Origin of the sequence: Pseudomonas bharatica (assembly GCF_048586865.1) — a bacterium.
Lineage (GTDB): Bacteria > Pseudomonadota > Gammaproteobacteria > Pseudomonadales > Pseudomonadaceae > Aquipseudomonas > Aquipseudomonas bharatica.
This window is the reverse complement of the sequence record NZ_JBMAWR010000017.1, coordinates 1-22,262: the sequence shown is the minus strand read 5'-3', so window position 1 is coordinate 22,262 and position 22,262 is coordinate 1. Positions and strand designations below refer to the sequence as shown.

Annotated in this window: 21 protein-coding genes; 10 read left to right on the top strand and 11 right to left on the bottom strand. The window is 63.9% G+C overall.

The window, feature by feature from the left end; genetic code table 11:
* Positions 1–67 precede the first annotated feature (67 nt).
* The 7 genes from hisG to ACKLLE_RS18545 all read left to right on the top strand — a co-directional run bounded on the left by hisG (position 68) and on the right by ACKLLE_RS18545 (position 6,210).
* Positions 68–703: an ATP phosphoribosyltransferase gene (hisG, locus tag ACKLLE_RS18575; protein WP_009398242.1), complete on the top strand. Its 636-nt coding sequence runs from the start codon at positions 68–70 to the stop codon at positions 701–703.
* A gap of 125 nt (positions 704–828) precedes the next feature.
* Positions 829–2,154, top strand: coding sequence for a histidinol dehydrogenase (gene hisD, locus ACKLLE_RS18570; protein WP_420058721.1), 1,326 nt, complete (start codon positions 829–831; stop codon positions 2,152–2,154).
* A 2-nt stretch (positions 2,155–2,156) separates the two neighbouring features.
* A complete protein-coding gene (hisC, locus tag ACKLLE_RS18565; protein WP_420058720.1) occupies positions 2,157–3,203 on the top strand; it encodes a histidinol-phosphate transaminase in 1,047 nt (348 codons plus the stop codon).
* Positions 3,204–3,371: 168 nt separating this feature from the next.
* A complete protein-coding gene (locus tag ACKLLE_RS18560) occupies positions 3,372–4,016 on the top strand; it encodes a FadR/GntR family transcriptional regulator (RefSeq protein WP_420058719.1) in 645 nt (214 codons plus the stop codon).
* A gap of 15 nt (positions 4,017–4,031) precedes the next feature.
* Positions 4,032–5,309 (top strand): CynX/NimT family MFS transporter, encoded by a 1,278-nt coding sequence (locus ACKLLE_RS18555; RefSeq protein ID WP_420058718.1) that lies wholly within the window; start codon positions 4,032–4,034, stop codon positions 5,307–5,309.
* A gap of 92 nt (positions 5,310–5,401) precedes the next feature.
* Positions 5,402–5,872, top strand: a complete 471-nt coding sequence (locus ACKLLE_RS18550; protein WP_064301638.1) for a nuclear transport factor 2 family protein — start codon at positions 5,402–5,404, stop codon at positions 5,870–5,872.
* Between the two features lie 44 nt (positions 5,873–5,916).
* Positions 5,917–6,210, top strand: coding sequence for a GIY-YIG nuclease family protein (locus ACKLLE_RS18545; RefSeq protein WP_420058717.1), 294 nt, complete (start codon positions 5,917–5,919; stop codon positions 6,208–6,210).
* Here the strand turns inward: ACKLLE_RS18545 and ACKLLE_RS18540 are convergent.
* Positions 6,207–7,478 (bottom strand): hypothetical protein, encoded by a 1,272-nt coding sequence (locus ACKLLE_RS18540; protein WP_420058716.1) that lies wholly within the window; start codon positions 7,476–7,478, stop codon positions 6,207–6,209. The two genes, ACKLLE_RS18545 and ACKLLE_RS18540, sit on opposite strands and share 4 nt — an antisense overlap.
* A gap of 145 nt (positions 7,479–7,623) precedes the next feature.
* Positions 7,624–8,631: a nucleoid-associated protein YejK gene (gene yejK, locus ACKLLE_RS18535; RefSeq protein ID WP_420058715.1), complete on the bottom strand. Its 1,008-nt coding sequence runs from the start codon at positions 8,629–8,631 to the stop codon at positions 7,624–7,626.
* 408 nt (positions 8,632–9,039) lie between these two features.
* On the opposite strand from yejK, the gene ACKLLE_RS18530 reads away from it, so the two are divergent.
* A complete protein-coding gene (locus ACKLLE_RS18530) occupies positions 9,040–9,321 on the top strand; it encodes an HU family DNA-binding protein (RefSeq protein ID WP_009398256.1) in 282 nt (93 codons plus the stop codon).
* 71 nt (positions 9,322–9,392) lie between these two features.
* Here ACKLLE_RS18530 and rlmF read toward each other — a convergent pair whose 3' ends face one another.
* The 5 genes from rlmF to ACKLLE_RS18505 form a co-directional block, all read right to left on the bottom strand.
* Positions 9,393–10,340: a 23S rRNA (adenine(1618)-N(6))-methyltransferase RlmF gene (gene rlmF / locus ACKLLE_RS18525; RefSeq protein WP_420058714.1), complete on the bottom strand. Its 948-nt coding sequence runs from the start codon at positions 10,338–10,340 to the stop codon at positions 9,393–9,395.
* 153 nt (positions 10,341–10,493) lie between these two features.
* Positions 10,494–13,340 carry a valine--tRNA ligase gene (locus tag ACKLLE_RS18520; RefSeq protein WP_064301643.1) on the bottom strand — a complete coding sequence of 949 codons (2,847 nt, stop codon included), beginning with the start codon at positions 13,338–13,340 and terminating at the stop codon, positions 10,494–10,496.
* 192 nt (positions 13,341–13,532) lie between these two features.
* Positions 13,533–13,898: a DNA polymerase III subunit chi gene (locus ACKLLE_RS18515; RefSeq protein ID WP_420058713.1), complete on the bottom strand. Its 366-nt coding sequence runs from the start codon at positions 13,896–13,898 to the stop codon at positions 13,533–13,535.
* Positions 13,899–13,903: 5 nt separating this feature from the next.
* Positions 13,904–14,332 (bottom strand): DNA polymerase III subunit chi, encoded by a 429-nt coding sequence (locus ACKLLE_RS18510; RefSeq protein WP_064301645.1) that lies wholly within the window; start codon positions 14,330–14,332, stop codon positions 13,904–13,906.
* A 42-nt stretch (positions 14,333–14,374) separates the two neighbouring features.
* Complete coding sequence (locus tag ACKLLE_RS18505) at positions 14,375–15,868, bottom strand: leucyl aminopeptidase (protein ID WP_064301646.1); 1,494 nt, start codon at positions 15,866–15,868, stop codon at positions 14,375–14,377.
* 298 nt (positions 15,869–16,166) lie between these two features.
* Here ACKLLE_RS18505 and lptF point away from each other — a divergent pair, with 298 nt between their 5' ends.
* Both lptF and lptG read left to right on the top strand, forming a co-directional pair.
* Positions 16,167–17,288 carry an LPS export ABC transporter permease LptF gene (gene lptF / locus ACKLLE_RS18500; protein ID WP_064301647.1) on the top strand — a complete coding sequence of 374 codons (1,122 nt, stop codon included), beginning with the start codon at positions 16,167–16,169 and terminating at the stop codon, positions 17,286–17,288.
* On the top strand, positions 17,275–18,336 hold the full coding sequence (lptG, locus tag ACKLLE_RS18495) for an LPS export ABC transporter permease LptG (RefSeq protein WP_064301648.1): 1,062 nt from the start codon (positions 17,275–17,277) through the stop codon (positions 18,334–18,336). The genes lptF and lptG overlap by 14 nt, the downstream gene beginning before the upstream one ends.
* 55 nt (positions 18,337–18,391) lie before the next feature.
* Here the strand turns inward: lptG and ACKLLE_RS18490 are convergent, their stop codons facing one another.
* The 4 genes from ACKLLE_RS18490 to ACKLLE_RS18475 form a co-directional block, all read right to left on the bottom strand.
* Complete coding sequence (locus tag ACKLLE_RS18490) at positions 18,392–18,880, bottom strand: RDD family protein (protein ID WP_064301649.1); 489 nt, start codon at positions 18,878–18,880, stop codon at positions 18,392–18,394.
* Positions 18,881–18,976: 96 nt separating this feature from the next.
* On the bottom strand, positions 18,977–19,189 hold the full coding sequence (locus ACKLLE_RS18485) for a cold-shock protein (RefSeq protein ID WP_064301650.1): 213 nt from the start codon (positions 19,187–19,189) through the stop codon (positions 18,977–18,979).
* A 357-nt stretch (positions 19,190–19,546) separates the two neighbouring features.
* A complete protein-coding gene (gcvT, locus tag ACKLLE_RS18480) occupies positions 19,547–20,671 on the bottom strand; it encodes a glycine cleavage system aminomethyltransferase GcvT (protein ID WP_420058712.1) in 1,125 nt (374 codons plus the stop codon).
* A 27-nt stretch (positions 20,672–20,698) separates the two neighbouring features.
* The gene (locus tag ACKLLE_RS18475; protein WP_420058711.1) at positions 20,699–22,075 is read right to left on the bottom strand and encodes an L-serine ammonia-lyase; all 1,377 of its coding nucleotides are present in this window, start codon (positions 22,073–22,075) and stop codon (positions 20,699–20,701) included.
* Between the last annotated feature and the right edge of the window lie 187 nt (positions 22,076–22,262).

Here is a 22,262-nt window from a genome sequence, read left to right as displayed (position 1 = left end):
CGAACTGATCGCCGCCGGTTGCTCGTACAGGGCCGGCGGCTTCAAGCCGCATAAGGACCGACGTTTCATGTTGACCATCGCGCTGTCCAAGGGCCGCATTCTCGACGATACCCTGCCGCTGCTGGCGGAAGCGGGCATCGTGCCCACCGAGAATCCGGACAAGAGCCGCAAACTGATCATCCCCACGACCCAGGACGACGTGCGCCTGCTGATCGTGCGGGCCACCGACGTGCCGACCTATGTCGAGCATGGTGCCGCCGATCTGGGTGTGGCTGGCAAGGACGTGCTGATGGAATACGGCGGCCAGGGCATGTACGAGCCGCTGGACCTGAACATCGCCCGCTGCAAGCTGATGACCGCCGGTGCCATCGGCGCCCCGGAGCCCAAGGGCCGCCTGCGCGTCGCCACCAAGTTCGTCAATGTTGCCAAGCGCTACTACGCCGAGCAGGGCCGCCAGGTCGATATCATCAAGCTCTACGGCTCGATGGAGCTGGCGCCGCTGGTCAACCTCGCCGACAAGATCATCGACGTCGTCGATACCGGCAACACCCTGCGGGCCAACGGTCTTGAGCCCCAGGAACTCATCGCGACCATCAGCTCCCGCCTGGTGGTCAACAAGGCATCGATGAAGATGCAGCACGCCCGTATCCAGAGCCTGATCGACACCCTGCGCCAGGCCGTGGAGTCGCGACACCGCGGCTGACCATGCGCGCGGCTTTTAGCCGCGCCCGTCTATCCGCGTCATAGCCAATTTTCTCGGGTGCCCGCGCGGATGGTCTGGTAGCTTCAGGGCGCCTGAGCATTCGCCAAATAACCGAGGCCTTAGCTATGACCACGTCCACCGCAATTCGCCGACTCAATGCCGCTGACCCGGATTTCGCCCGACATCTGGATCATCTGCTGAGCTGGGAAAGCGTGTCCGATGACGCGGTGAACCAGCGGGTCCTCGACATCATCCAGGCCGTGCGCGAGCGCGGCGACGCAGCGCTGGTGGAGTTCACCCAGCGTTTCGATGGCGTCGACGCCAAATCCATCGATGACCTGATCCTCGGCCGCGAACGCCTGGAACTGGCCCTGACCCGCATCACCGCGGAGCAGCGCCAGGCCCTGGAAAAGGCTGCCGAGCGTGTGCGCCTGTACCACGAGCGGCAGAAGCAGGATTCCTGGAGCTACACCGAGGCCGACGGCACCGTCCTCGGCCAGAAGGTCACCCCGCTGGATCGTGCCGGCCTTTACGTGCCGGGCGGCAAGGCGTCGTATCCGTCCTCCGTGCTGATGAACGCCATTCCGGCCAAGGTCGCCGGGGTCAGCGAGGTGGTGATGGTGGTGCCGACCCCGCGCGGCGAGGTCAATGAACTGGTCCTTGCCGCGGCCTGCATCGCCGGTGTCGATCGCGTCTTCACCATTGGCGGTGCCCAGGCCGTCGCGGCCCTGGCGTATGGCACCGAGAGCGTCCCGCAGGTGGACAAGGTGGTCGGTCCGGGCAACATCTATGTCGCCACTGCCAAGCGCCATGTGTTCGGCCAGGTCGGTATCGACATGATCGCCGGCCCGTCGGAAATCCTCGTGGTCTGTGATGGCCAGACCGACCCGGACTGGATCGCCATGGACCTGTTCTCCCAGGCCGAACACGATGAGGACGCCCAGTCGATCCTGGTCAGCCCCGACGCCGATTTCCTCGAGCGTGTCGCCGCCAGCATCGACAAGCTGCTGCCAACCATGGACCGTGCCGGGATCATCCGCACCTCCATGGAGGGGCGTGGCGCACTGATCCAGGTTCGCGACATGGAGCAGGCCATCGAAGTGGCCAACCGCATCGCGCCGGAGCACCTGGAGCTGTCGGTCGCCGATCCACAGGCCTGGCTGCCGAAGATCCGTCATGCCGGTGCGATCTTCATGGGCCGCCACACCAGCGAAGCCCTGGGCGACTACTGCGCCGGCCCGAACCACGTGCTGCCGACCTCCGGTACCGCACGGTTCTCCTCGCCGCTGGGGGTCTACGACTTCCAGAAGCGTTCGTCGATCATCTTCTGCTCCGAACAGGGGGCTTCCGAACTGGGCAGGACCGCATCGGTCCTGGCCCGCGGCGAGTCCCTCAGCGCCCACGCGCGCAGTGCCGAATACCGCATCCTTGCCGATAAAGAGGGCAACTGAACATGAGCAAATTCTGGAGCCCCTTCGTCAAGAACCTGGTGCCCTACGTACCGGGCGAACAGCCGAAGTTGACCAAGCTGGTCAAGCTCAACACCAACGAAAACCCGTATGGCCCTTCGCCGAAAGCGCTGGAAGCCATGCGCGGCGAACTGGGCGAGAACCTGCGCCTGTACCCGGACCCGAACAGCGACCTGCTCAAGCAGGCCGTCGCTCGCTATTACGGCGTGCAGCCCAACCAGGTGTTTCTCGGCAACGGCTCGGACGAAGTGTTGGCGCACATCTTCCACGGCCTGTTCCAGCACGACGCGCCGTTGCTGTTCCCGGACATCAGCTACAGCTTCTATCCGGTGTACTGCGGCCTGTATGGCATAAAGTCGGCACCGGTGGCGCTGGACGCGCAGTTCCAGATTCGCGTCGAAGACTACAGCCAGCCGAACGCCGGGATCATCTTCCCCAACCCGAACGCGCCGACCGGTTGCCTGCTGGCCCTGGACGCCATCGAGCAACTGCTCAAGCTCAACACCGAGTCGGTGGTGGTGGTGGATGAGGCCTATATCGATTTCGGCGGGCAGACCGCGATCAGCCTGGTGGACCGCTACCCGAACCTGCTGGTGACCCAGACCCTGTCCAAGTCGCGCTCGCTGGCAGGGCTCAGGGTTGGCCTGGCAGTCGGGCACCCGGACCTGATCGAGGCGCTGGAGCGGATCAAGAACAGCTTCAACTCCTATCCGCTCGACCGTATCGCCATCGTCGGCGCCACTGCGGCGTTCGAGGACCGCGGGTATTTCGAAGAGACATGCAACAAGGTCATCGCCAGTCGCGAGAAGCTGGTGGCCGAGTTGACCGCGCGTGGCTTTGAGGTGCTGCCGTCGGCGGCCAACTTCATCTTCGCCCGTCACCCGCAGAAAGATGCTGCCGGTATCGCTGCGGCGCTGCGTGAGCAGGGCGTGATCGTGCGGCACTTCAAGCTGCCGCGGATCGACCAGTTCCTGCGTATCAGCATCGGTACCGAAGAGCAGAACCAGGCGTTGCTCGACGCCCTGGAATGACCTGAAATCCCATCGCCGGCAACGCCGGCTCCCACCTGTGGGAGCCGGCGTTGCCGGCGATGAGGCCCTGAAGTTCACCACAAATCCCCCGGATGTTTGCATTTACCTGAAACAACCCGTTACCCTTGCCCTCCCTGAATTCATCCGATGATTGGATGTAATAGCCCAATGCTTATCAAACGCTCCCTGGTCGAACAAGCCGTCGAACAACTGCGCCAGCGCATCACCCAGGGCTTCTGGGCCGTTGGCCAGCGCCTGCCCACCGAGCCCGAACTGGCTGCCGAACTCGGCATCAGCCGCAACACCGTGCGTGAAGCCATGCGCGTACTGGCCTTCAGCGGCCAGGTGGAGATCCGCCAGGGCGATGGCAGCTACCTGCGCACCGCCTCCGATCCGTTGTCGGCGGTGCAGGCGCTGTCGGCCTGCAGCCTGGAACATGCCAGGGAGGCGCGGCACCTGCTGGAAGCCGAAGCCATCGGCCTGGCCGCGCTGCGTCGTACCGAGGCGGACCTGGCCGGATTGCACGAGGCGCTCAAGCACAGCGGCAACCATTTCCATGGCGAGCTCGACGACTACATCCGCTGCGACTTGGTCTTCCACCAGCGCCTGGTGGACGCCGCGCACAACCCGGCGCTCAGCGAGCTGTACCGCTATTTCTCCAGTGTGGTGGCGATGAAGCTGGAACACAGCATGAGCCACACCCCGCGCAAGCAGGCGGTATTCGACCTGCACGTAGAAATCCTCGACGCCGTCGAGCGACAAGATCCGGAACGGGCCAAGACCCTCAGCCGGACGTTGATCAATGAACCTTGAACTTTCGAGACTGCCATGGGCCAAGACCTTCCCACCAAGCCGACGCCCCACGGGCCGGTGCTTGACGAATTGCTGATCGACGCCGAAGTCGACGATGCCGAATTGCAGCCGCCTGCCCGGCAACCCAGCGCCTGGCTGCTCCTGCTCGGCCTGGTGCTGGTGGCGCTGAACCTGCGTCCGGCGCTGTCGAGCATGGCCCCGGTTCTCGGTGATGTGTCCCGCAGCCTGGGCCTGAGCGGTTCCCAGGCCGGCTTGCTGACGACCTTGCCGGTGCTGTGCCTGGGCCTGTTCGCGCCCCTGGCACCGCTGCTGGCACGGCGTTTCGGCAGCGAGCGGGTGATCCTCGGCGTGCTGCTGTGCCTGGCTGGCGGCATTGCCTTGCGCAGCACCCTTGGCAGCTTCGGCATCTTCGCCGGCAGCCTCGTCGCGGGTGCCAGCATCGGGGTGATTGGCGTTCTCCTGCCCGGCATCGTCAAGCGCGATTTTCCGAACCATGCCGGCAGCCTGATGGGCGTCTACACCATGGCCCTGTGCCTGGGCGCGGCGCTGGCGGCGGGGGCGACTGTGCCGCTGGGGCATCACTTCGGCGATGACTGGCGCCTCGGGCTTGGCGTCTGGCTGGTTCCAGCGCTGCTGGCAGCCTTGATCTGGTTGCCACAGGCCCGTCAAGGCCACGGCGCGCATCATGCCGCGTTCCAGGTACGCGGCCTGTGGCGCGACCGCCTGGCCTGGCAGGTCACGCTGTACATGGGGTTGCAATCGTCGCTGGCCTATATCGTCTTCGGCTGGCTGCCGTCGATCCTTATCGGCCGGGGCCTGAGCCCTGTCGAAGCGGGCCTGGTGCTGTCCGGCTCGGTGATCGTGCAATTGCTCAGTGCACTGACCGCGCCGATGCTTGCCTCCCGCGGCAAGGACCAGCGCCTGGCGATCGTTATCGTCATGCTGCTGACCCTGGTCGGTCTGTTCGGCTGCCTGTACGCGCCGCTCGGCGGGTTGTGGGGCTGGGCCGTGGTGCTCGGCATTGGCCAGGGTGGCACCTTCGCCCTGGCCCTGACCCTGATCGTCCTGCGTTCCCGGGACGCCCATGTCGCTGCCCATCTTTCGAGCATGGCCCAGGGCGTAGGTTACACCCTGGCCTCGGCCGGACCGTTCGCGGTGGGCCTGGTGCATGACCTGTCCGGTGGCTGGAATGCGCTGGGCTGGATTTTCGCGGTAATCGGCACCGGTGCCATCGGCTTCGGGTTGCTGGCCGGCCGCGCACGGTATGTCCGGGTGAGCAGCGAGCGGATCTGAAGTCGCGCCATTCGTCCGGTTGATGGCGCTGGCCTTGTGCTGCCAGCCGGACTATCGTGCATCGCTCGATCCTTCCGGTGATGGAACCCGCCATGAGCGATGCCAACAGTGCCCTGATCAACCGTTTCTACCAGGCCTTCCAGCGCCTGGATGCCGAGGCGATGGTCGCTTGCTATAGCCCCGATATTGTCTTCAGCGACCCGGCCTTCGGCACCTTGCGTGGCAAGGATGCTGGCGATATGTGGCGCATGCTGACCAGCCGCGCCAAGGACTTCTCCCTGACCTTCGATAACGTCTGCGCCGACGAGCGCGGCGGTTCGGCGCATTGGGTAGCGACCTACCTGTTCAGCCAGACGGGACGCGTGGTGGTCAACGATATTCGCGCCACCTTCGTCATTCGCGACGGCCTGATCGTCGAACACCATGATGTCTTCGATTTCTGGCGCTGGTCCCGCCAGGCGCTGGGCACTCCGGGGCTGCTGCTGGGCTGGACGCCCTTCCTGCGCAACAAGGTCGGGCAGCAGGCGCTCAAGGGCCTGCGCGCGTTCCAGAGCGGGCGCTGAGGCGGTAAGCTGTCGGCTTCTGCCATCAGACCCCGCCTTGTACCGTGAACGATATCGCCGCTCCTGCCATTTCCGATAAGCCCTGGTATGTCTATCTGGTGCGCGCGGCCAATGGTTCGCTGTACTGCGGCATCAGCGATAACCCGGAAAAGCGTTTCGCCGCCCACCAGAAAGGCCAGGGTGCCCGCTATTTCAGCACCAGCCCGGCGGTGGCGCTGGTCTACGTCGAGCAGTGGCCGGACAAGTCCCAGGCCCTGCGTCATGAACGCCTGATCAAGCGCCTGCGCAAAAGCGCGAAGGAGGCCCTGGTGGCCTCCTTCGCCGGAGCTTCCTTTTAAAGGTTGCAGTTCATGTTCTTCAACGTTTCGGTCGTACCCTCGGGCCGCTTGGGCTCCAGGGTGATGATCGCCGGTCTTGCCGGCAGTGCCAGTTGGCAGGCCAATTGAGCGCGCATGCCGCTGACGATATGGGTGGGGCGTGGATAGCTCTTTGCCTGCACCAGCGCCGCGTTCTGCGTAGCGTCGGTGGTAAGCACCGGGTGGTCTCCCCATTTCTCGTCCCGGTAATGGCGGGCAGCGATCTCATTGAACAGGTTGTTCAATTGGCTGGGCGGGATAGTTTTCGCGCAATCGTTGAGCTCGACCTGCAGGCTGTCCAATTGAGTGGCAAAGTAGGCGCCTTTGCGTTCGGTTTTCCAGGCAGAGCTTTTGATGAAGCCCGGGCACTGGTCGGGTTCGCTGACAGGCTGGATCACTTGATCCGCGGTGTCGAAGCCAAAGCTCGGATTGGCCGCCATGGTCTGCGGCAGGTTCAGTTTGACCAACGGCAGGTACTGCCTGGCTGCCAGCCACCATTCGATCTGCTCGGCCCGGGCACCCTCCAGGCCCGAGGTGTCGGACACCGGAGGCGTGGTGTAGAAGACACTTTCCACCGGAGGGTGGAAGGGCGGGTGGTTGCCCCAGGTGGCGATGCGCAGTTCGTTCTGCACGGCGAACAGGGTCTCGCCGCCCAGGTTGCGGGCGTCGATACTGGCCATGAAGGCCGGGCCGGCATGGGCGTCGCGACGGTCGCGAATGTCGAAGGCACAGATCTCGCTGTACAGCACCTTGTCGGAACGGAATCTCTTGTTCCAGTCATCCCCGGTCATGATGCCCAGCACGTCGCAGTAGTCCTGCACCTCGGGGTTCAGCACATGATCCCCGCAGCCGCGATCGTTGCGGTTATCCGTGCCGCCATCGTTGGGGAAGGCGCAGAGCACTTCGTAAGTTTGGTTGTTTGGCCGGTTGAGCAAGACCGGTAACAGGGTGAAGCCTCTGTTGCGGCCAAAGACCAGTGTCTTGAACTTGGCATCGTTGCGCAGGTACGAGGCGGAGATCGCGCCGGACGTGATGTTCTTTTCCTGGGGTACCCAGAACCTGGGGTCGTCGGTGGCCCTGGCTATGACTCCGGTGCAGAGAACGGCGGGCATCGACAGCGCGCCGCAATTCACTCTCTGGTCAGCGAGGCGAGCGTTCATGGCGTTGACCGTATCCTCGCCGGGGCCGGCGAGGGTGGTACCCGAGGCGAGTACGGTCGTCAGTGCAAGAAATGTCGCGAGTATCTTCATCGTTCACCCCGGCAAGCGAAGGTTGACTGGCAGGCAGTCACCACGAGCGGGGCAGAAGTCCGAGATTGCCGGTGGTGACAATCTCAGGCTAAGGAGGCGGACGTAGGCGCAGCTACTGACAAAAATGCCAGTTCGGACCGGCGGTTCAGTCCCTGCGGCGTTTCAACTGGTCGGTCAATTGGGTCGGCAGGCCCTTGATGATCAGGGTTCCGGCCTCCTCGTCGTACTCGATCTTCGAACCCAGCAGATGAGCCTCGAAGCTGATCGACAGGCCTTCGGCGCGGCCGGTGAAGCGGCGGAATTGATTCAGGGTGCGCTTGTCCGCCGGAATCTCCGGTGACAGGCCGTAGTCCTTGTTGCGGATATGGTCGTAGAAGGCTTTCGGCCGGTCTTCGTCGATCAGGCCGGACAGTTCTTCGAGGGTCACTGGCTCGCCGGCGCGGGTCTGGCTGGTGGCGTAGTCGACCAGGGTCTGGGTCTTCTCGCGGGCGGCTTCCTCGGGCAGGTCCTCGCTCTCGACGAAATCGCTGAAGGCCTTGAGCAGGGTGCGTGTTTCGCCCGGGCCATCGACCCCTTCCTGGCAGCCGATGAAGTCGCGGAAGTAGTCCGAGACCTTCTTGCCGTTCTTGCCCTTGATAAAGGAAATGTACTGCTTCGAATTCTGGTTGTTGCGCCACTCGGAGATATTGATCCGTGCCGCCAGGTGCAACTGGCTGAGGTCCAGGTGGCGGGACGGAGTGACATCCAGCTCGGCGTTCACCGCCACGCCTTCGCTGTGGTGCAGCAGGGCGATGGCCAGGTAGTCGGTCATGCCTTGCTGGTAATGGGCGAACAGCACATGCCCGCCGACCGACAGGTTCGACTCTTCCATCAGCTTCTGCAGGTGTTCCACCGCGATGCGGCTGAATTCGGTGAAGGTCTTCTCGCTATCGAGGTATTCCTTCAGCCAGCCGCTGAAGGGGTGGGCGCCTGACTCGGCATGGAAGAAGCCCCATGCCTTGCCTTGCTTGGCGTTGTAGCTGTCGTTCAGGTCGGCCAGGAGGTTTTCGATGGCGGTCGATTCTGCCAGTTCGGAATCGCGCGCGTGCAGGACTGCAGGGCTGCCATCGGGTTTCTTGTCGATCAGGTGGACGATGCAGTGGCGGATCGGCATGGAATTCTCGGCTCGGTGAAGGTATGGCGCGGGGCCGGGCAAAGTGGCCAAGTGTAACCTAGCTGGGGCTTGCGACGCTGTTCTGTAGTTGCTGAGAGGGACCAAGGTTCGTTTTTCCTTCCCTTTTTTGCGATATTTTGTGTAAACCCCCGAAAAACCTGCACTTTTGCCCTGGGCGAAGCGGATATTTATCCATTCCTGTGGTAGTTTTGCCCGGTCTTGCGCCCCCCTTAAGGCGCATTGCTGGCAGACCGCTGGCGTCACGTCGAACCAATCGCATTTTTATGTATCTACATACGCGATTGGCAAAATGGAAGTACCCCGGCTTTCCGCACTACGGAGCCGGAATCGACGGCTGACACGGCACTCTGCAAACTCACTGAATTTGATTAGGGAAGGAACACCACCATGGCATTGACCAAAGACCAACTGATCGCCGATATCGCTGAAGCTATCGACGCGCCGAAAACCACCGCGCGTAACGCTCTGGAGCAACTGGGCCAGATCGTTGCTGATCAACTGGAAAACGGCAGCGAAATCACCCTGCCAGGCATTGGCAAGCTGAAAATCACCGAGCGTCCTGCCCGTACCGGTCGCAACCCTTCGACTGGCGCTGCCATCGAAATCGCCGCCAAGAAAGTCGTCAAGTTCGTGCCAGCCAAAGTGCTGACCGACGCTGTTAACAAGTAATTGTAAGCAGCACGAAAAAACCGCATCCGGCGCGAGCCTGATGCGGTTTTTTTATACCTGCCGAAAGTTGGTTATTTCCAGCGTTGCTCGCGCCAAAGCTGGCGAGTGTCCGCATCCTGGAAAGTCCAGGCCACCAGGCGGCTCTGTTTCTGCCCCTGGCCCATCTCCATCACCCGCTGCTCCACGGCGCCAGCCTTCTTCAGCGCGGCTTCGATGCCCGGCAGGTTGGATGCCTTCGACACCAGGCTGCTGAACCACAGCACCTGCTGGCCCAAGGCCTTGCTCTCCTGCACCAATTGGGTGACGAAACGAATCTCGCCGCCCTCGCACCACAGCTCGTTGTTCTGCCCGCCGAAGTTCAGCACCGGCAGCTTGCGCTTCGGATCGGCCTTGCCCAGGGCGCGCCATTTGCGCTGGCTGCCCCGAGTAGCTTCCTCGCGGGAGGCGTGGAAGGGCGGATTGCACAGGGTCAGGTCGAAGCGCTCCTCGGCAGCCAGCAGGCCGCTGAGGATGTGCTTGCGGTTGCCCTGTTGGCGCAGGCTGATGAACTTGCCCAGGCCATTGGCCTGGACGATGGCCTTGGCCGAGGCCAGGGCGACCGGGTCGATATCCGAGCCGGCGAAGCGCCAGCGGTAATCGGCATTGCCCAGCAGCGGGTAGATGCAGTTGGCGCCGACGCCGACGTCCAGCACCTGGACCTGTGCTCCCCGAGGGATCTCCCCGGCATTTTCCCCGGCCAGCAGATCGGCCAGCGCGTGCAGGTAATCGGCACGCCCGGGAATCGGCGGACACAGGTAGTCGGCGGGAATATCCCAGAACTGGATGCCGTACTGGGCCTTGAGCAGCGCCCGGTTGAACACCCGCACCGCTTCCGGATCGGCGAAGTCGATGCTCGGCTTGCCATGGGGGTTGGTGATGGTGAAGCGCGCCAGTTCCGGGCTGCTCTTGATCAACTGGGGGAAGTCGTAGCGGCCTTGGTGGCGATTGCGTGGGTGCAGGCTGGGTTTGTTCATGGTCATTAATACAAGAGCGGGCCAGGCCCGCTCTCAAGGATTACCGCGTGATGTGTTGATCGGCCGCGGACAATGTGGGAGCGGGTTCACCCGCGATTGCGGTGGTGAATTCAATGACGCAATCGCGGGTGAACCCGCTCCCACACTGTCCGCGTCGCTTTACAGGGCTGCGATCCGCGCGTGCTGCTCGGTGAAGTTGGCCAGGGCCTGTTCGGCTTCGGCCAGCTTGGCGCGCTCCTTGTCGATCACCGCAGGCGGGGCCTTGTCGACGAAGGCGGCGTTGGACAACTTGCCGCCGACTCGCTGGACCTCGCCTTGCAGACGCTGGATTTCCTTGTTCAGGCGCGCCAGCTCGGCGTCCTTGTCGATCAGGCCGGCCATCGGCACCAGCACTTGCAGGTCACCCACCAGCGCAGTGGCGCTCAGCGGCGCTTCGTCCTGTTCGCCGAGCACGGTGAACGACTCGATCTTCGCCAGTTTCTTCAGCAGGGCTTCGTTCTCGACCAGGCGGCGCTGGTCATCGGCACTGGCGTTTTTCAGGAACAGTTGCAGCGGCTTGCCCGGGCCGATGTTCATTTCGCCGCGGATATTGCGGACGCCGAGCATCAGTTCCTTGACCCACTCGATATCGGCTTCGGCGGCTGCGTCGATGCGGCTTTCGTTCGCAACGGGCCATGGCTGCAGCATGATGGTCTTGCCGTCGATGCCGGCCAGCGGCGCCAGGCGCTGCCAGATTTCCTCGGTGATGAACGGCATGAACGGATGGGCCAGGCGCAGCGCTACTTCCAGCACGCGCACCAGCGTGCGACGGGTGCCGCGGGCGCGCTCGACCGGGGCGTTCTCGTCCCACAGCACCGGCTTGGACAGCTCCAGGTACCAGTCGCAGTACTGGTTCCAGATGAACTCGTAGAGGGCCTGGGCGGCCAGGTCGAAGCGGAACTGTTCCAGTTGGCGGGTCACTTCGGCTTCGGTGCGCTGCAACTGCGAGATGATCCAGCGATCGGCCAGGGACAGCTCGTAGGCCTCGCCGTTCTGACCGCAGTCTTCGCCCTTGTCCAGCACGTAGCGAGCGGCGTTCCAGATCTTGTTGCAGAAGTTGCGGTAGCCCTCGACGCGGCCCATGTCGAACTTGATGTCACGGCCGGTGGACGCCAGCGAGCAGAAGGTAAAGCGCAGGGCATCGGTACCGTAGCTGGCGATGCCTTCAGGGAACTCGGCCTTGGTCTGCTTGGCGATTTTCTCTGCCAGCTTCGGCTGCATCAGGCCGCTGGTGCGTTTTTCCAGCAGTGCATCGAGGGTGATGCCATCGACGATATCCAGCGGGTCAAGGACGTTGCCCTTGGACTTGGACATCTTCTGGCCCTGGCCGTCGCGGACCAGGCCGTGGACGTAGACGGTCTTGAACGGTACCTGCGGGGTACCGTCCTCGTTCTTCACCAGGTGCATGGTCAGCATGATCATCCGGGCGACCCAGAAGAAGATGATGTCGAAGCCGGTGACCAGCACGTCGGTGGAGTGGAAAGTCTTGAGGAATTCGGTCTGCTGCGGCCAGCCGAGGGTGGAGAAGGTCCACAGGCCGGAGCTGAACCAGGTGTCGAGGACGTCGTTGTCCTGGTTCAGGACCACGTCGGCACCGAGGTTGTTCTTCGCGCGGACTTCTTCCTCGCTGCGACCGACGTAGACCTTGCCGGACGCGTCGTACCAGGCCGGGATGCGATGGCCCCACCACAGCTGGCGGCTGATGCACCAGTCCTGGATATCGCGCATCCAGGAGAAGTACATGTTCTCGTACTGCTTGGGCACGAACTGGATACGGCCGTCTTCCACGGCGGCGATGGCAGGCTCTGCCAGCGGCTTGGTGGAGACGTACCACTGGTCGGTCAGCCACGGCTCGATGACGGTGCCCGAGCGGTCGCCCTTCGGCACTTTCAGGGCGTGGTCGTCGACGCTGACCAGCAGGCCCAGCGCTTCGAAGTCGGCAACGATCTGCTTGCGCGCGGCGAAGCGGTCGAGGCCGGCGTACTTGGCTGGCAGGCGCGCGTCGATGGACTCGTTGAGGCTGCCGTCGAGGTTGAACACCTGGGCGTTGGCCAGGACCGCCGCGTTCTTGTCGAAGATGTTCAGTAGCGGCAGGTTGTGGCGCTTGCCGACTTCGTAGTCGTTGAAATCGTGGGCCGGGGTGATCTTCACGCAGCCGGTGCCGAACTCGGGGTCGCAGTAATCGTCGGCGATGATCGGGATGCGTCGGCCGACCAGCGGCAGCTCGACGAACTTGCCGATCAGTGCCTGGTAGCGCTCGTCGTTCGGGTTCACGGCCACGGCCGCGTCGCCGAGCATGGTTTCCGGACGGGTGGTGGCAACCACCAGGTAGTCCTGGCCCTCGGCGGTTTTCGCGCCGTCGGCCAGCGGGTAGCGCAGGTTCCACAGGTGGCCTTTCTCGTCGTGGTTTTCCACTTCGAGGTCGGAGATCGCCGTGTGCAGCTTGGTGTCCCAGTTGACCAGGCGCTTGCCGCGGTAGATCAGGCCGTCCTCATGCAGGCGCACGAAGGCTTCCTTGACCGCTTCGGACAGGCCGTCATCCATGGTGAAGCGCTCGCGGCTCCAGTCCACCGAGGAGCCCAGGCGGCGGATCTGGCGGCTGATGTTGCCACCGGACTGATCCTTCCATTCCCAGACCTTTTCCAGGAACTTCTCGCGGCCCAGGTCGTGGCGGTTCTGGCCCTTGGCTTCCAGTTGACGCTCCACCAGCATCTGCGTGGCGATGCCGGCGTGGTCGGTGCCTGGCTGCCACAGGGTGTTGCGGCCTTGCATGCGGCGGAAGCGGATCAGGGCGTCCATGATCGCATTGTTGAAGCCGTGGCCCATATGCAGGCTGCCGGTGACGTTCGGCGGCGGGATCATGATGGTGTACGACTCGCCTGCGCCTTGCGGGGCGAAGTAGTTCTCGGACTCCCAGGTGTTGTACCAGGAGGTTTCGATGGCGTGCGGCTGGTAGGTCTTATCCATTGCGCGGGGGGACCCTATGGCATTTATTCGGGAAAGCCGGGAAGTATAACGGAGGCGGGGGGTTGAGGCGATAAGCAGGGCAAGGGCAAAAGCGCGACGCGGACCCTGTGGGAGCGGGTTTACCCGCGATTACGGTAGTGGCCCCACCATCGCAATCGCGGGTGAACCCGCTCCCACAGGGTTTTGTGCAGTTTAGGAAGACTGGTTGAGCAGGCGTTCCAGGCGTGCATCCAGGCGGCGCTTGATCTCGGTCTCGATGTGCGGGGCGAAATCGTCGATCACGTCCTGCATGATCAACTGCGCGGCGGCGCGAAGTTCGGCGTCCAGGTGCAGCAGGGTGTCCTGGCGGCGGGTCTGCGGATCGACTGCTTCCGCCGGGGACGCGGCGGGTGCCGGTCTGGCCGGTTCGTCGGCAGGTTCCAGCAGCAAAGGGATCTGTTCTTCCACGGTCTCGGTCAGCAGCGGCGGCTGCAGGGTTTCATCGCCCAGCAGCTGGCGGATCGATTCCAGGTCGTCGAGCAAGTGTGCGGATTGAGGCAGGGGCGGGCGTTTGTCCATCGTCGTCAGAATCGCTGTAAGCGGTGATCTTGCAGAGCATAGCCCTGTTCACGGTAGAAGCGGAAACTCTCTCGGGTGGCCTGGCGGATCGCCGGGTCCTCCACCACGATCTCGGCGATACGGGCGAAGCGGCCGGCGAACGGTGGCACCTTCAGGTCGAGATTGACCAGCAGGTCCTGGTGTTCGCCGGCATTCTCGCCAATACCCAGTGCCACCGCTGCCGCGGCATCTTCCTCGGCGTGGCTGTGGGGCACGAACGCCTCGCCCTTGAAGGCCCAGAGGCGGGCATCCAGCTCATCGCGCTGTGCCGCATCGGCGCAGTGCAGATAGACCCGATGGCCGAGGCGCCAGGCCTTTTCGCACAGCTTGCAGGCGAAGTCCAGGCGCACGGCGGCGGAGGGGCTGGGCAGGATGTAGAAGTCGACTTTGCTCATCGGGCAGTCGCCGGCCTGTCGCGGGACCGGCCGGCCTCCGGATCAGGCATTGGCGCGGTCGAGCAGGTACTGGGTCAGCAGCGGGACCGGGCGGCCAGTGGCGCCCTTGTCCTTGCCGCCGCTGATCCAGGCGGTGCCGGCGATGTCCAGGTGCGCCCAGTCGTAAGCCTTGGCGAAGCGCGAAAGGAAGCAGCCGGCGGTGATGGTGCCGGCCTTCGGCCCGCCGATGTTGGCGATGTCGGCGAACGGGCTGTCCAGTTGTTCCTGGTATTCATCGAACAGCGGCAATTGCCAGGCGCGGTCGTCGGCGCGCTTGCCGGCGTCGAGCAATTGTTCGACCAGCGCTTCGCTGTTGCCCATCAGGCCCGAAGTATGGCTGCCGAGGGCGACGATGCAGGCGCCGGTCAGGGTGGCGATGTCGATCACCGCCTGCGGCTTGAAGCGCTCGGCGTAGGTCAGGGTGTCGCACAGCACCAGGCGGCCTTCGGCGTCGGTGTTGAGGATCTCCACGGTCTGCCCGCTCATGGTGGTGACGATGTCGCCCGGACGGGTCGCGCCGCCACTCGGCATGTTTTCCGCGCACGCCAGCAGGCATACCAGGTTGATCGGCAACTGCAGTTCGAGCACGGCGCGCAGGGTGCCGAAGACACTGGCAGCACCGCACATGTCGAATTTCATCTCGTCCATCCCGGCGCCCGGCTTCAGGCTGATGCCGCCGGTGTCGAAGGTGATGCCCTTGCCCACCAGCACGAACGGCTTGTCGCTCTTCTTCGCGCCCTGGTAGTTCATCACGATCAGGCGGGGCGGCTGGTCGCTGCCCTGGCCGACGGCGTAGAAGGCGCCCATGCCGAGGTCCTTGATCTTCTTCTCGTCGAGGACTTCGACCTTGAGGCCCTTGAACGCCTTGCCGAGGTTCTTCGCTTCTTCGGCGAGGAAGGTTGGATGGCACAGGTTCGGCGGCAGGTTGCCGAGGTCGCGGGTAAAGCGCATGCCGCTGGTGATGGCCACGGCGTGCTTGACTGCGCGCTCGGTGTCGGCAAGCCCGGCCTTGTCGGCCAGCAGGGTGACTTTCTTCAGGGCGCGGGGTTCGGCTTTCTGGCTTTTGAAACGGTCGAAGACGTATTCGCCGTCGAGCAGGGTTTCGGCCAGCAGGCGGATCTTGCCGTAGTGAGCATCGCGGCCGGCCACGGCGACGTCGTCCAGGGCCAGTACCGCGTCGGCGCCGTTCAGGCCCTTGAGGGCACCGAGGATGGCGTTGGCGATCTTGCGCCAGCTGCGGTCGCCCAGGCTTTCGTCCTTGCCGGTGCCGACCAGCAGCACGCGTTCGGCCTTCAGCCCGGCGATGCCTTGCAGCAGCAGGGTCTGGCCGACCTTGCCGGCGATATCGCCACGCTTGAGCACGGCGCTCAGGGCGCCCTTGGCGGCATCATCGACGGCCTTGGCGCTGGCGCCCAGTTTGCGGCCTTCGCCGACGGGCAGGACCAGGGTGGCGGTTTTCAAGGATGCTGCGGCTACACTTTTTACAACCAATTCCATGTCAGGGTCCCCGAATGAACTGTCAGCGCGCTGCCTGTCGTATAAACCACAGCGAGCGCTCGAAGTGACCTGGCCGGCGTGAGGGGCCAGACGCAAAGCCGCCAGTTTGAGCCCGGTGCAGCGCCCATGACAACCCCGTTTTCAAGCATTGCACGGAGCGAAGTGACAGGCAGGGGCAATCACAGGATAATGCGCCCACTTCGAAGTCCGGGTGCATTGACGCACCGGCAACTATCTTGTTGGTTGCAACGTTTTCCTTGTTTGGCTGTCCGAGCCTGACAACCCAGGAGTGGCTGGTTTGATCGTCTTCCGTTATCTGTCCCGCGAGGTCCTGGTGACCTTGAGTGCCGTCAGCGCCGTGCTGCTGGTCATCATCATGAGCGGGCGCTTCATCAAGTACCTGGCCCAGGCCGCACAGGGCATGCTCGATCCGGGCGTGCTGTTCCTCATCATGGGCTATCGCCTGCCGGGCTTCCTGCAGTTGATCCTGCCGCTGGGCCTGTTCCTTGGCATCCTGCTGGCCTATGGGCGCCTGTACCTGGAAAGCGAAATGACCGTGCTTTCCGCCACCGGCATGAGCCAGCAACGCCTGCTGTGCATGACCCTGGCACCGGCCGCGCTGGTAGCGCTGATCGTCGCCTGGCTGAGCCTGAGCCTGGCGCCGCAGGGCGTCGCGCGCGTTGCGCAGATCATCAACCAGCAGGATGCCCTGACCGAGTTCGACACCCTGGTGCCGGGCCGTTTCCAGACCCTGCGTGATGGCACCCGGGTGACCTACACCGAGCAGCTGTCGGATGACCGCGCCAACCTGGCCGGCGTGTTCATTTCCGAGAAGCGTTTCTCCAGCGACAAGAGCAAGGACCGCGGCATCAGCGTGCTGGTCGCCGAAAAAGGGCGCCAGGAAGTCCAGGCCGACGGCAATCGCTACCTGATCCTGGAAAACGGCTATCGCTACGACGGCAATCCGGGCCAGGCCGACTACCGGGCGATCAAGTACGACACCTATGGCGTACTGCTGCCCAAGCCGGAAGTCAGCCAGGACATCACCGAACGCGAGGCGATCCCCACCTCCGAGCTGTTCAAGAGCGATGCCCCGCGCGAGCGCGCAGAGCTGGAGTGGCGCCTGTCGCTGCCCCTGCTGGTGTTCATCGTGACCCTTATGGCGGTGCCGCTGTCGCGGGTCAATCCGCGTCAGGGCCGTTTCCTCAAGCTGCTGCCGGCGATTCTCCTGTATATGGCCTACCTGACCGTCCTGATTGCCGCCCGCGGCGCCCTGGAGAAGGGCAAGATCCCGCTTTCCGTGGGCCTGTGGCCGGTCCACCTGCTGTTCCTGCTGATCGGTCTCGGCCTGATGTACTGGGAGCCGCTGCGCCTGAAGATGCGTGCCCGTGCTGCGGAGGTGCCTCATGCGCAAGCTTGACGGCTACATCGGCAGCAGCGTGTTCCTGGCGATTCTCGCCGTGCTCGGGATCATCCTGGCCCTCGCCTCGCTGTTCGCCTTCATCGACGAGATGGGCGATATCAGCGACACCTATACCCTCTGGAACGCGGGCCAGTTCGTCCTGCTGACCGCGCCGCGGCGTCTCTACGACATGCTGCCGATGGCCGGCCTGATCGGGTGCCTGATCGGCCTCGGCAGCCTGGCCAGCAACAGCGAGCTGACTGTCATGCGTGCTGCCGGTGTGTCCGTCGGTCGCATCGTCTGGGCGGTAATGAAGCCGATGCTGGTCTTGATGCTGGCCGGTGTCCTGATCGGCGAGTATGTCGCTCCGGTCACCGAGAACAAGGCCCAGGCCGACCGTTCCCTGGCCCAGGGTGGCGGCGAGGCGCAAACCTCCAAGCGTGGCCTGTGGCACCGCCAGGGCGAGGAGTTCGTGCATATCAACACGGTGCAGCCCAACGGCCTGATGCTTGGTGTGACTCGCTACCGCTTCGATGCCGAGCGGCACATGCAGTCGTCGAGCTTTGCCCGGCGTGCCCAGTACCAGCAGGATCACTGGCTGCTCACCGATGTCACCACCACGCTGTTCCGCGGTGATCACACCGAGATCGTGAAAGCTCCGGAAGAGCGCTGGGACGTGGCCCTGACCCCGCAACTGCTGAATACCGTGGTGATGGCCCCGGAGTCGCTGTCGATCACCGGCTTGTGGGATTACATCCACTACCTGTCCGACCAGGGCCTGAACAACGACCGCTACTGGCTGGCCTTCTGGACCAAGGTCCTGCAGCCGCTGGTGACCGCCGCGCTGGTGCTGATGGCGATCTCCTTCATCTTCGGCCCGTTGCGTTCGGTGACCCTTGGCCAGCGCGTGTTCACCGGTGTGCTGGTGGGCTTCGTGTTCCGCATCGCCCAGGACCTGCTCGGGCCGTCCAGCCAGGTGTTCGGTTTCCCGCCGTTGCTGGCGGTGCTGCTGCCGGCGGTGATCTGCGCGCTGGCGGGGGTGTGGTTGTTGCGTAGGGCGGGTTGATCCGCTTCTTGCAGGCATGAAAAAGCCGACCCTTGGGTCGGCTTTTTGCTGTCTGTCACTTCTTGCGCTTGGGAATCCGCACCAACTGCGTTTCCGAGTAGATGTCATGCCAGCTGCGTTTCTGCTTGTCGAACAGCGCCCAGAAGAAACCCAGGCCAACGCATAGCCAGGAAGCGATCGACACGATGAAGCGCAGCAGTGCCTGCCACAGGCTGATGGCGCTGCCGTCGGCGTTCTGTACGCGCACACCCCATACCTGCATGCCGAGGGTCTGGCCGCCATGGGTCCAGAACTTGGCGAAGAAGCCGAACAGGACGAACAGCAACACCGTGGACAGCAGCGGATCACCATCCAGGGCGCCGGCTTCGGTCATGGCGCGCATGCGGGTTTCGCCGATGATCGACATCTGGATCATCTTGTAGACCAGCGTGGTCACCATCAGCAGGGCGGTGCAGAGCAGGAAGTCGTAGAACATCGCCGCGAAACGACGGCCAAGTCCGGCAGCCGGAAAGTCGCCCTGCGGCTGGAGCAAGGGTTTGGACATGCAATGAGGCTCCTGGCGCAAAAGCCTGCATTCTACGGAATTGCGCGCAAAAAAAAGCCCCTGTCGAAGACAGGGGCTTTCGGGGCGTGCGAAAACTCAGTTTTCAGCGATCACTTCATCAGCCTGCATGCCTTTCTGGCCTTGCACAGCGACGAAGGTCACTTTCTGGCCTTCTTTCAGGCTCTTGAAGCCGCTGCCCTGAATGGCGCGGAAGTGTACGAACAGATCCGGACCGCTTTCAGGAGTGATGAAACCGAAACCCTTCTCGTCGTTAAACCACTTGACGGTACCGCTCTGACGTGTAGACATGTCTTATTCCCTTTGAAACTTTGAATTGTGATTACAGTTTCTTTCATCGGTTTGTAATGAAAGAACACTGGGCTGGGTTGCAGGAAAGTAAGAGACGTCGAACGGTTTGTAGCGAATCTCAGCCTACTGTTCCAGGTCACTAACCGAGCGACCCACGCAAACACAGTGCATCGACTCTACGCTAACTTCCCCGGGAAAAACAAGCCCTGGAGAGTCGCGGTTCCAGGCTTTTTTAAGCCGTTATCGGCGGCTTTTTTTGCACCCTTTCAGGGCCTTGCCGAGGCTCATGTTCGAAAGTTTGCCGGTGCGTTCGAAATCGAATAATACGAACGCACCATGACACTTTTTGTCCTGGGCTCAGCCTCGGTAATAACGCTGTGCCACGAACGGCATCCTGCTCACTTTCATCGGCACCCGCTTGCCACGCACGATGGCCCAGACCTGGTTGTCCAGGGCCGAGCGGGCGCTGTCCAGATAGCCCATCGCGACCGGTGCGCCCAGGGTCGGGCCGAAGCCGCCGCTGCACACCTGGCCGATCACTTCGCCCGCTTCGTCGACGATCTCGGCGCCTTCGCGCACCGGCGTGCGCTCCTGCGGCAGCAGGCCGACACGCTTGCGTGCCACGCCTTCCTGCTGCTGGGCGAAGACCCGCGCCGCTCCCGGGAAGCCGCCGGCCCTTGTACCGTCAGCGCGACGGGCCTTGGAAACGGCCCAGAGCAGGCTGGCCTCGACCGGGGTGGTCGTGCTGTTCATGTCATGGCCATACAGGCACAGGCCGGCCTCCAGGCGCAGGGAGTCGCGGGCACCGAGGCCGATGGCGGCGACTTCCGGTTCGTCCAGCAGGCGGCGGGCCAGCGTCTCGGCCTGCCCTGCCGGGACGGAGATCTCGTAACCATCCTCACCGGTGTAGCCCGAGCGACTGACATAGCAGTCCTCGCCCAGCAGTTGCACCGGTGCGAACTGCATGAAGGTCATCTTCGCCACCTGCGGCGCCAGGCGCTCCAGCACCTTGACCGCCGCCGGGCCTTGCAGGGCGAGCAGGGCGCGCTCCTCGAACAGCGGCTCGATCTCGCACTGGTCGCCGATGTGCTGGCGCAGATGGGCCAGGTCCTGGTCCTTGCAGGCGGCGTTGACCACCAGGAACAGTTCGCCATCACCGAGGTTGGCGACCATCAGGTCGTCGAGGATGCCACCCTGCTCGTTGGTGAACATGGCGTAGCGCTGCATGCCTAGGGGTAGGTCGATGATGTCCACCGGCACCAGGCTTTCCAGGGCCTTGGCCGCATTGGCGCCGCGCAGGCGGATCTGGCCCATGTGCGAAACATCGAACAGGCCGGCCTGCTCACGGGTATGCAGGTGTTCCTTCATCACCCCCAGCGGGTACTGCACCGGCATGTCGTAGCCGGCGAACGGCACCATGCGCGCGCCCAGTTCCAGGTGCAGGGCATGCAGCGGGGTTTTCAGCAGTGTTTCGGTGGACATTTGGAACTCCTGGGTTGCAAAGGGATGTCAGCATTCGATGATGTTGACGGCCAGACCGCCGCGGGCGGTCTCCTTGTATTTGCTTTTCATATCCGCGCCGGTCTGGCGCATGGTGCGGATGACCTTGTCGAGGGAGACGAAATGCTGCCCGTCGCCGCGCAAGGCCATGCGCACCGCATTGATGGCCTTCACCGAGCCCATGGCATTGCGCTCGATGCAGGGCACCTGGACCAGGCCGCCGATGGGGTCGCAGGTCAGGCCCAGGTTGTGTTCCATGCCGATTTCCGCGGCGTTCTCCACCTGCTGCACGCTGCCGCCCATGACCTCGCACAGGGCACCTGCGACCATCGAACAGGCCACGCCGACTTCGCCCTGGCAGCCGACTTCGGCACCGGAGATCGAGGCGTTCTCCTTATAGAGGATGCCGATGGCGGCGGCGGTGAGCAGGAAGCGCACAACGCCGTCTTCATTGGCGCCGGGGATAAAGCGCATGTAGTAATGCAGGACCGCCGGAACGATGCCGGCGGCGCCATTGGTCGGGGCGGTGACCACCCGTCCGCCGAAGGCGTTTTCTTCGTTCACCGCCAGGGCGTACAGGTTGACCCAGTCGAGCACCGACAGGGCATCGCGCAGGCTGGCTTCCGGGCTGGCGCAGAGCTGGCGGTACAACGCTGCGGCACGGCGGCGGACTTTCAGGCCGCCGGGCAGGATGCCTTCGTTGCGGCAGCCGGCACTGACGCAGTCCTGCATCACCTGCCAGATCTTCAGCAGGCCGGCGCGGGTTTCGCTTTCCGGGCGCCAGGCGGCTTCGTTGGCAAGCATCACCTGGCTGATCGACAGGTGCTGCGCGGTGCAATGAGCCAACAGTTCCTTGGCGGTCTTGAACGGGTAGGCCAGCGGGGTCTTGTCCTCGACGATGCGGTTGGCCCCGGCGGCGTCCTCGTCGACCACGAAACCACCGCCCACCGAGTAATACTCGCGGCTGCGGATCTGCAGGCCGGCGCTGTCGAAGGCGCGGAAGATCATACCGTTGGGATGGTAGTCCAGCGGCTTGCGGATCATCGCCAGGTGCTGTTTTTCCTGGAAATCGATGCTGTGCTCGCCGAGCAGGTCGAGACGGCCGCTGTCGCGGATCGCCTGCAGGCGGGCGGGAATGCTGTCGGTATCGACGCTGTCGGGGTGCTCGCCTTCCAGTCCGAGGAGCACGGCCTTGTCGCTGCCGTGGCCCTTGCCGGTGGCGCCGAGCGAACCATACAGCTCGACCTTGACGCTGTGGGTGGCGGCCACCAGGCCATCACGCCGCAGCCCTTCGGCGAAGCGTGCGGCAGCGCGCATCGGGCCGACGGTATGGGAACTGGAGGGGCCGATGCCGATCTTGAACAGGTCGAAGACGCTAAGTGACATGGCAGGTTCCTCCGCGTGAAATTCGGGGCCGCGTTGCGGCCCAGGGGGGGGGGGGGGGGGGGGGGGGGGGGGGGGGGGGGGGGGGGGGGGGGGGGGGGGGGGGGGGGGGGGGGGGGGGGGGGGGGGGGGGGGGGGGGGGGGGGGGGGGGGGGGGGGGGGGGGGGGGGGGGGGGGGGGGGGGGGGGGG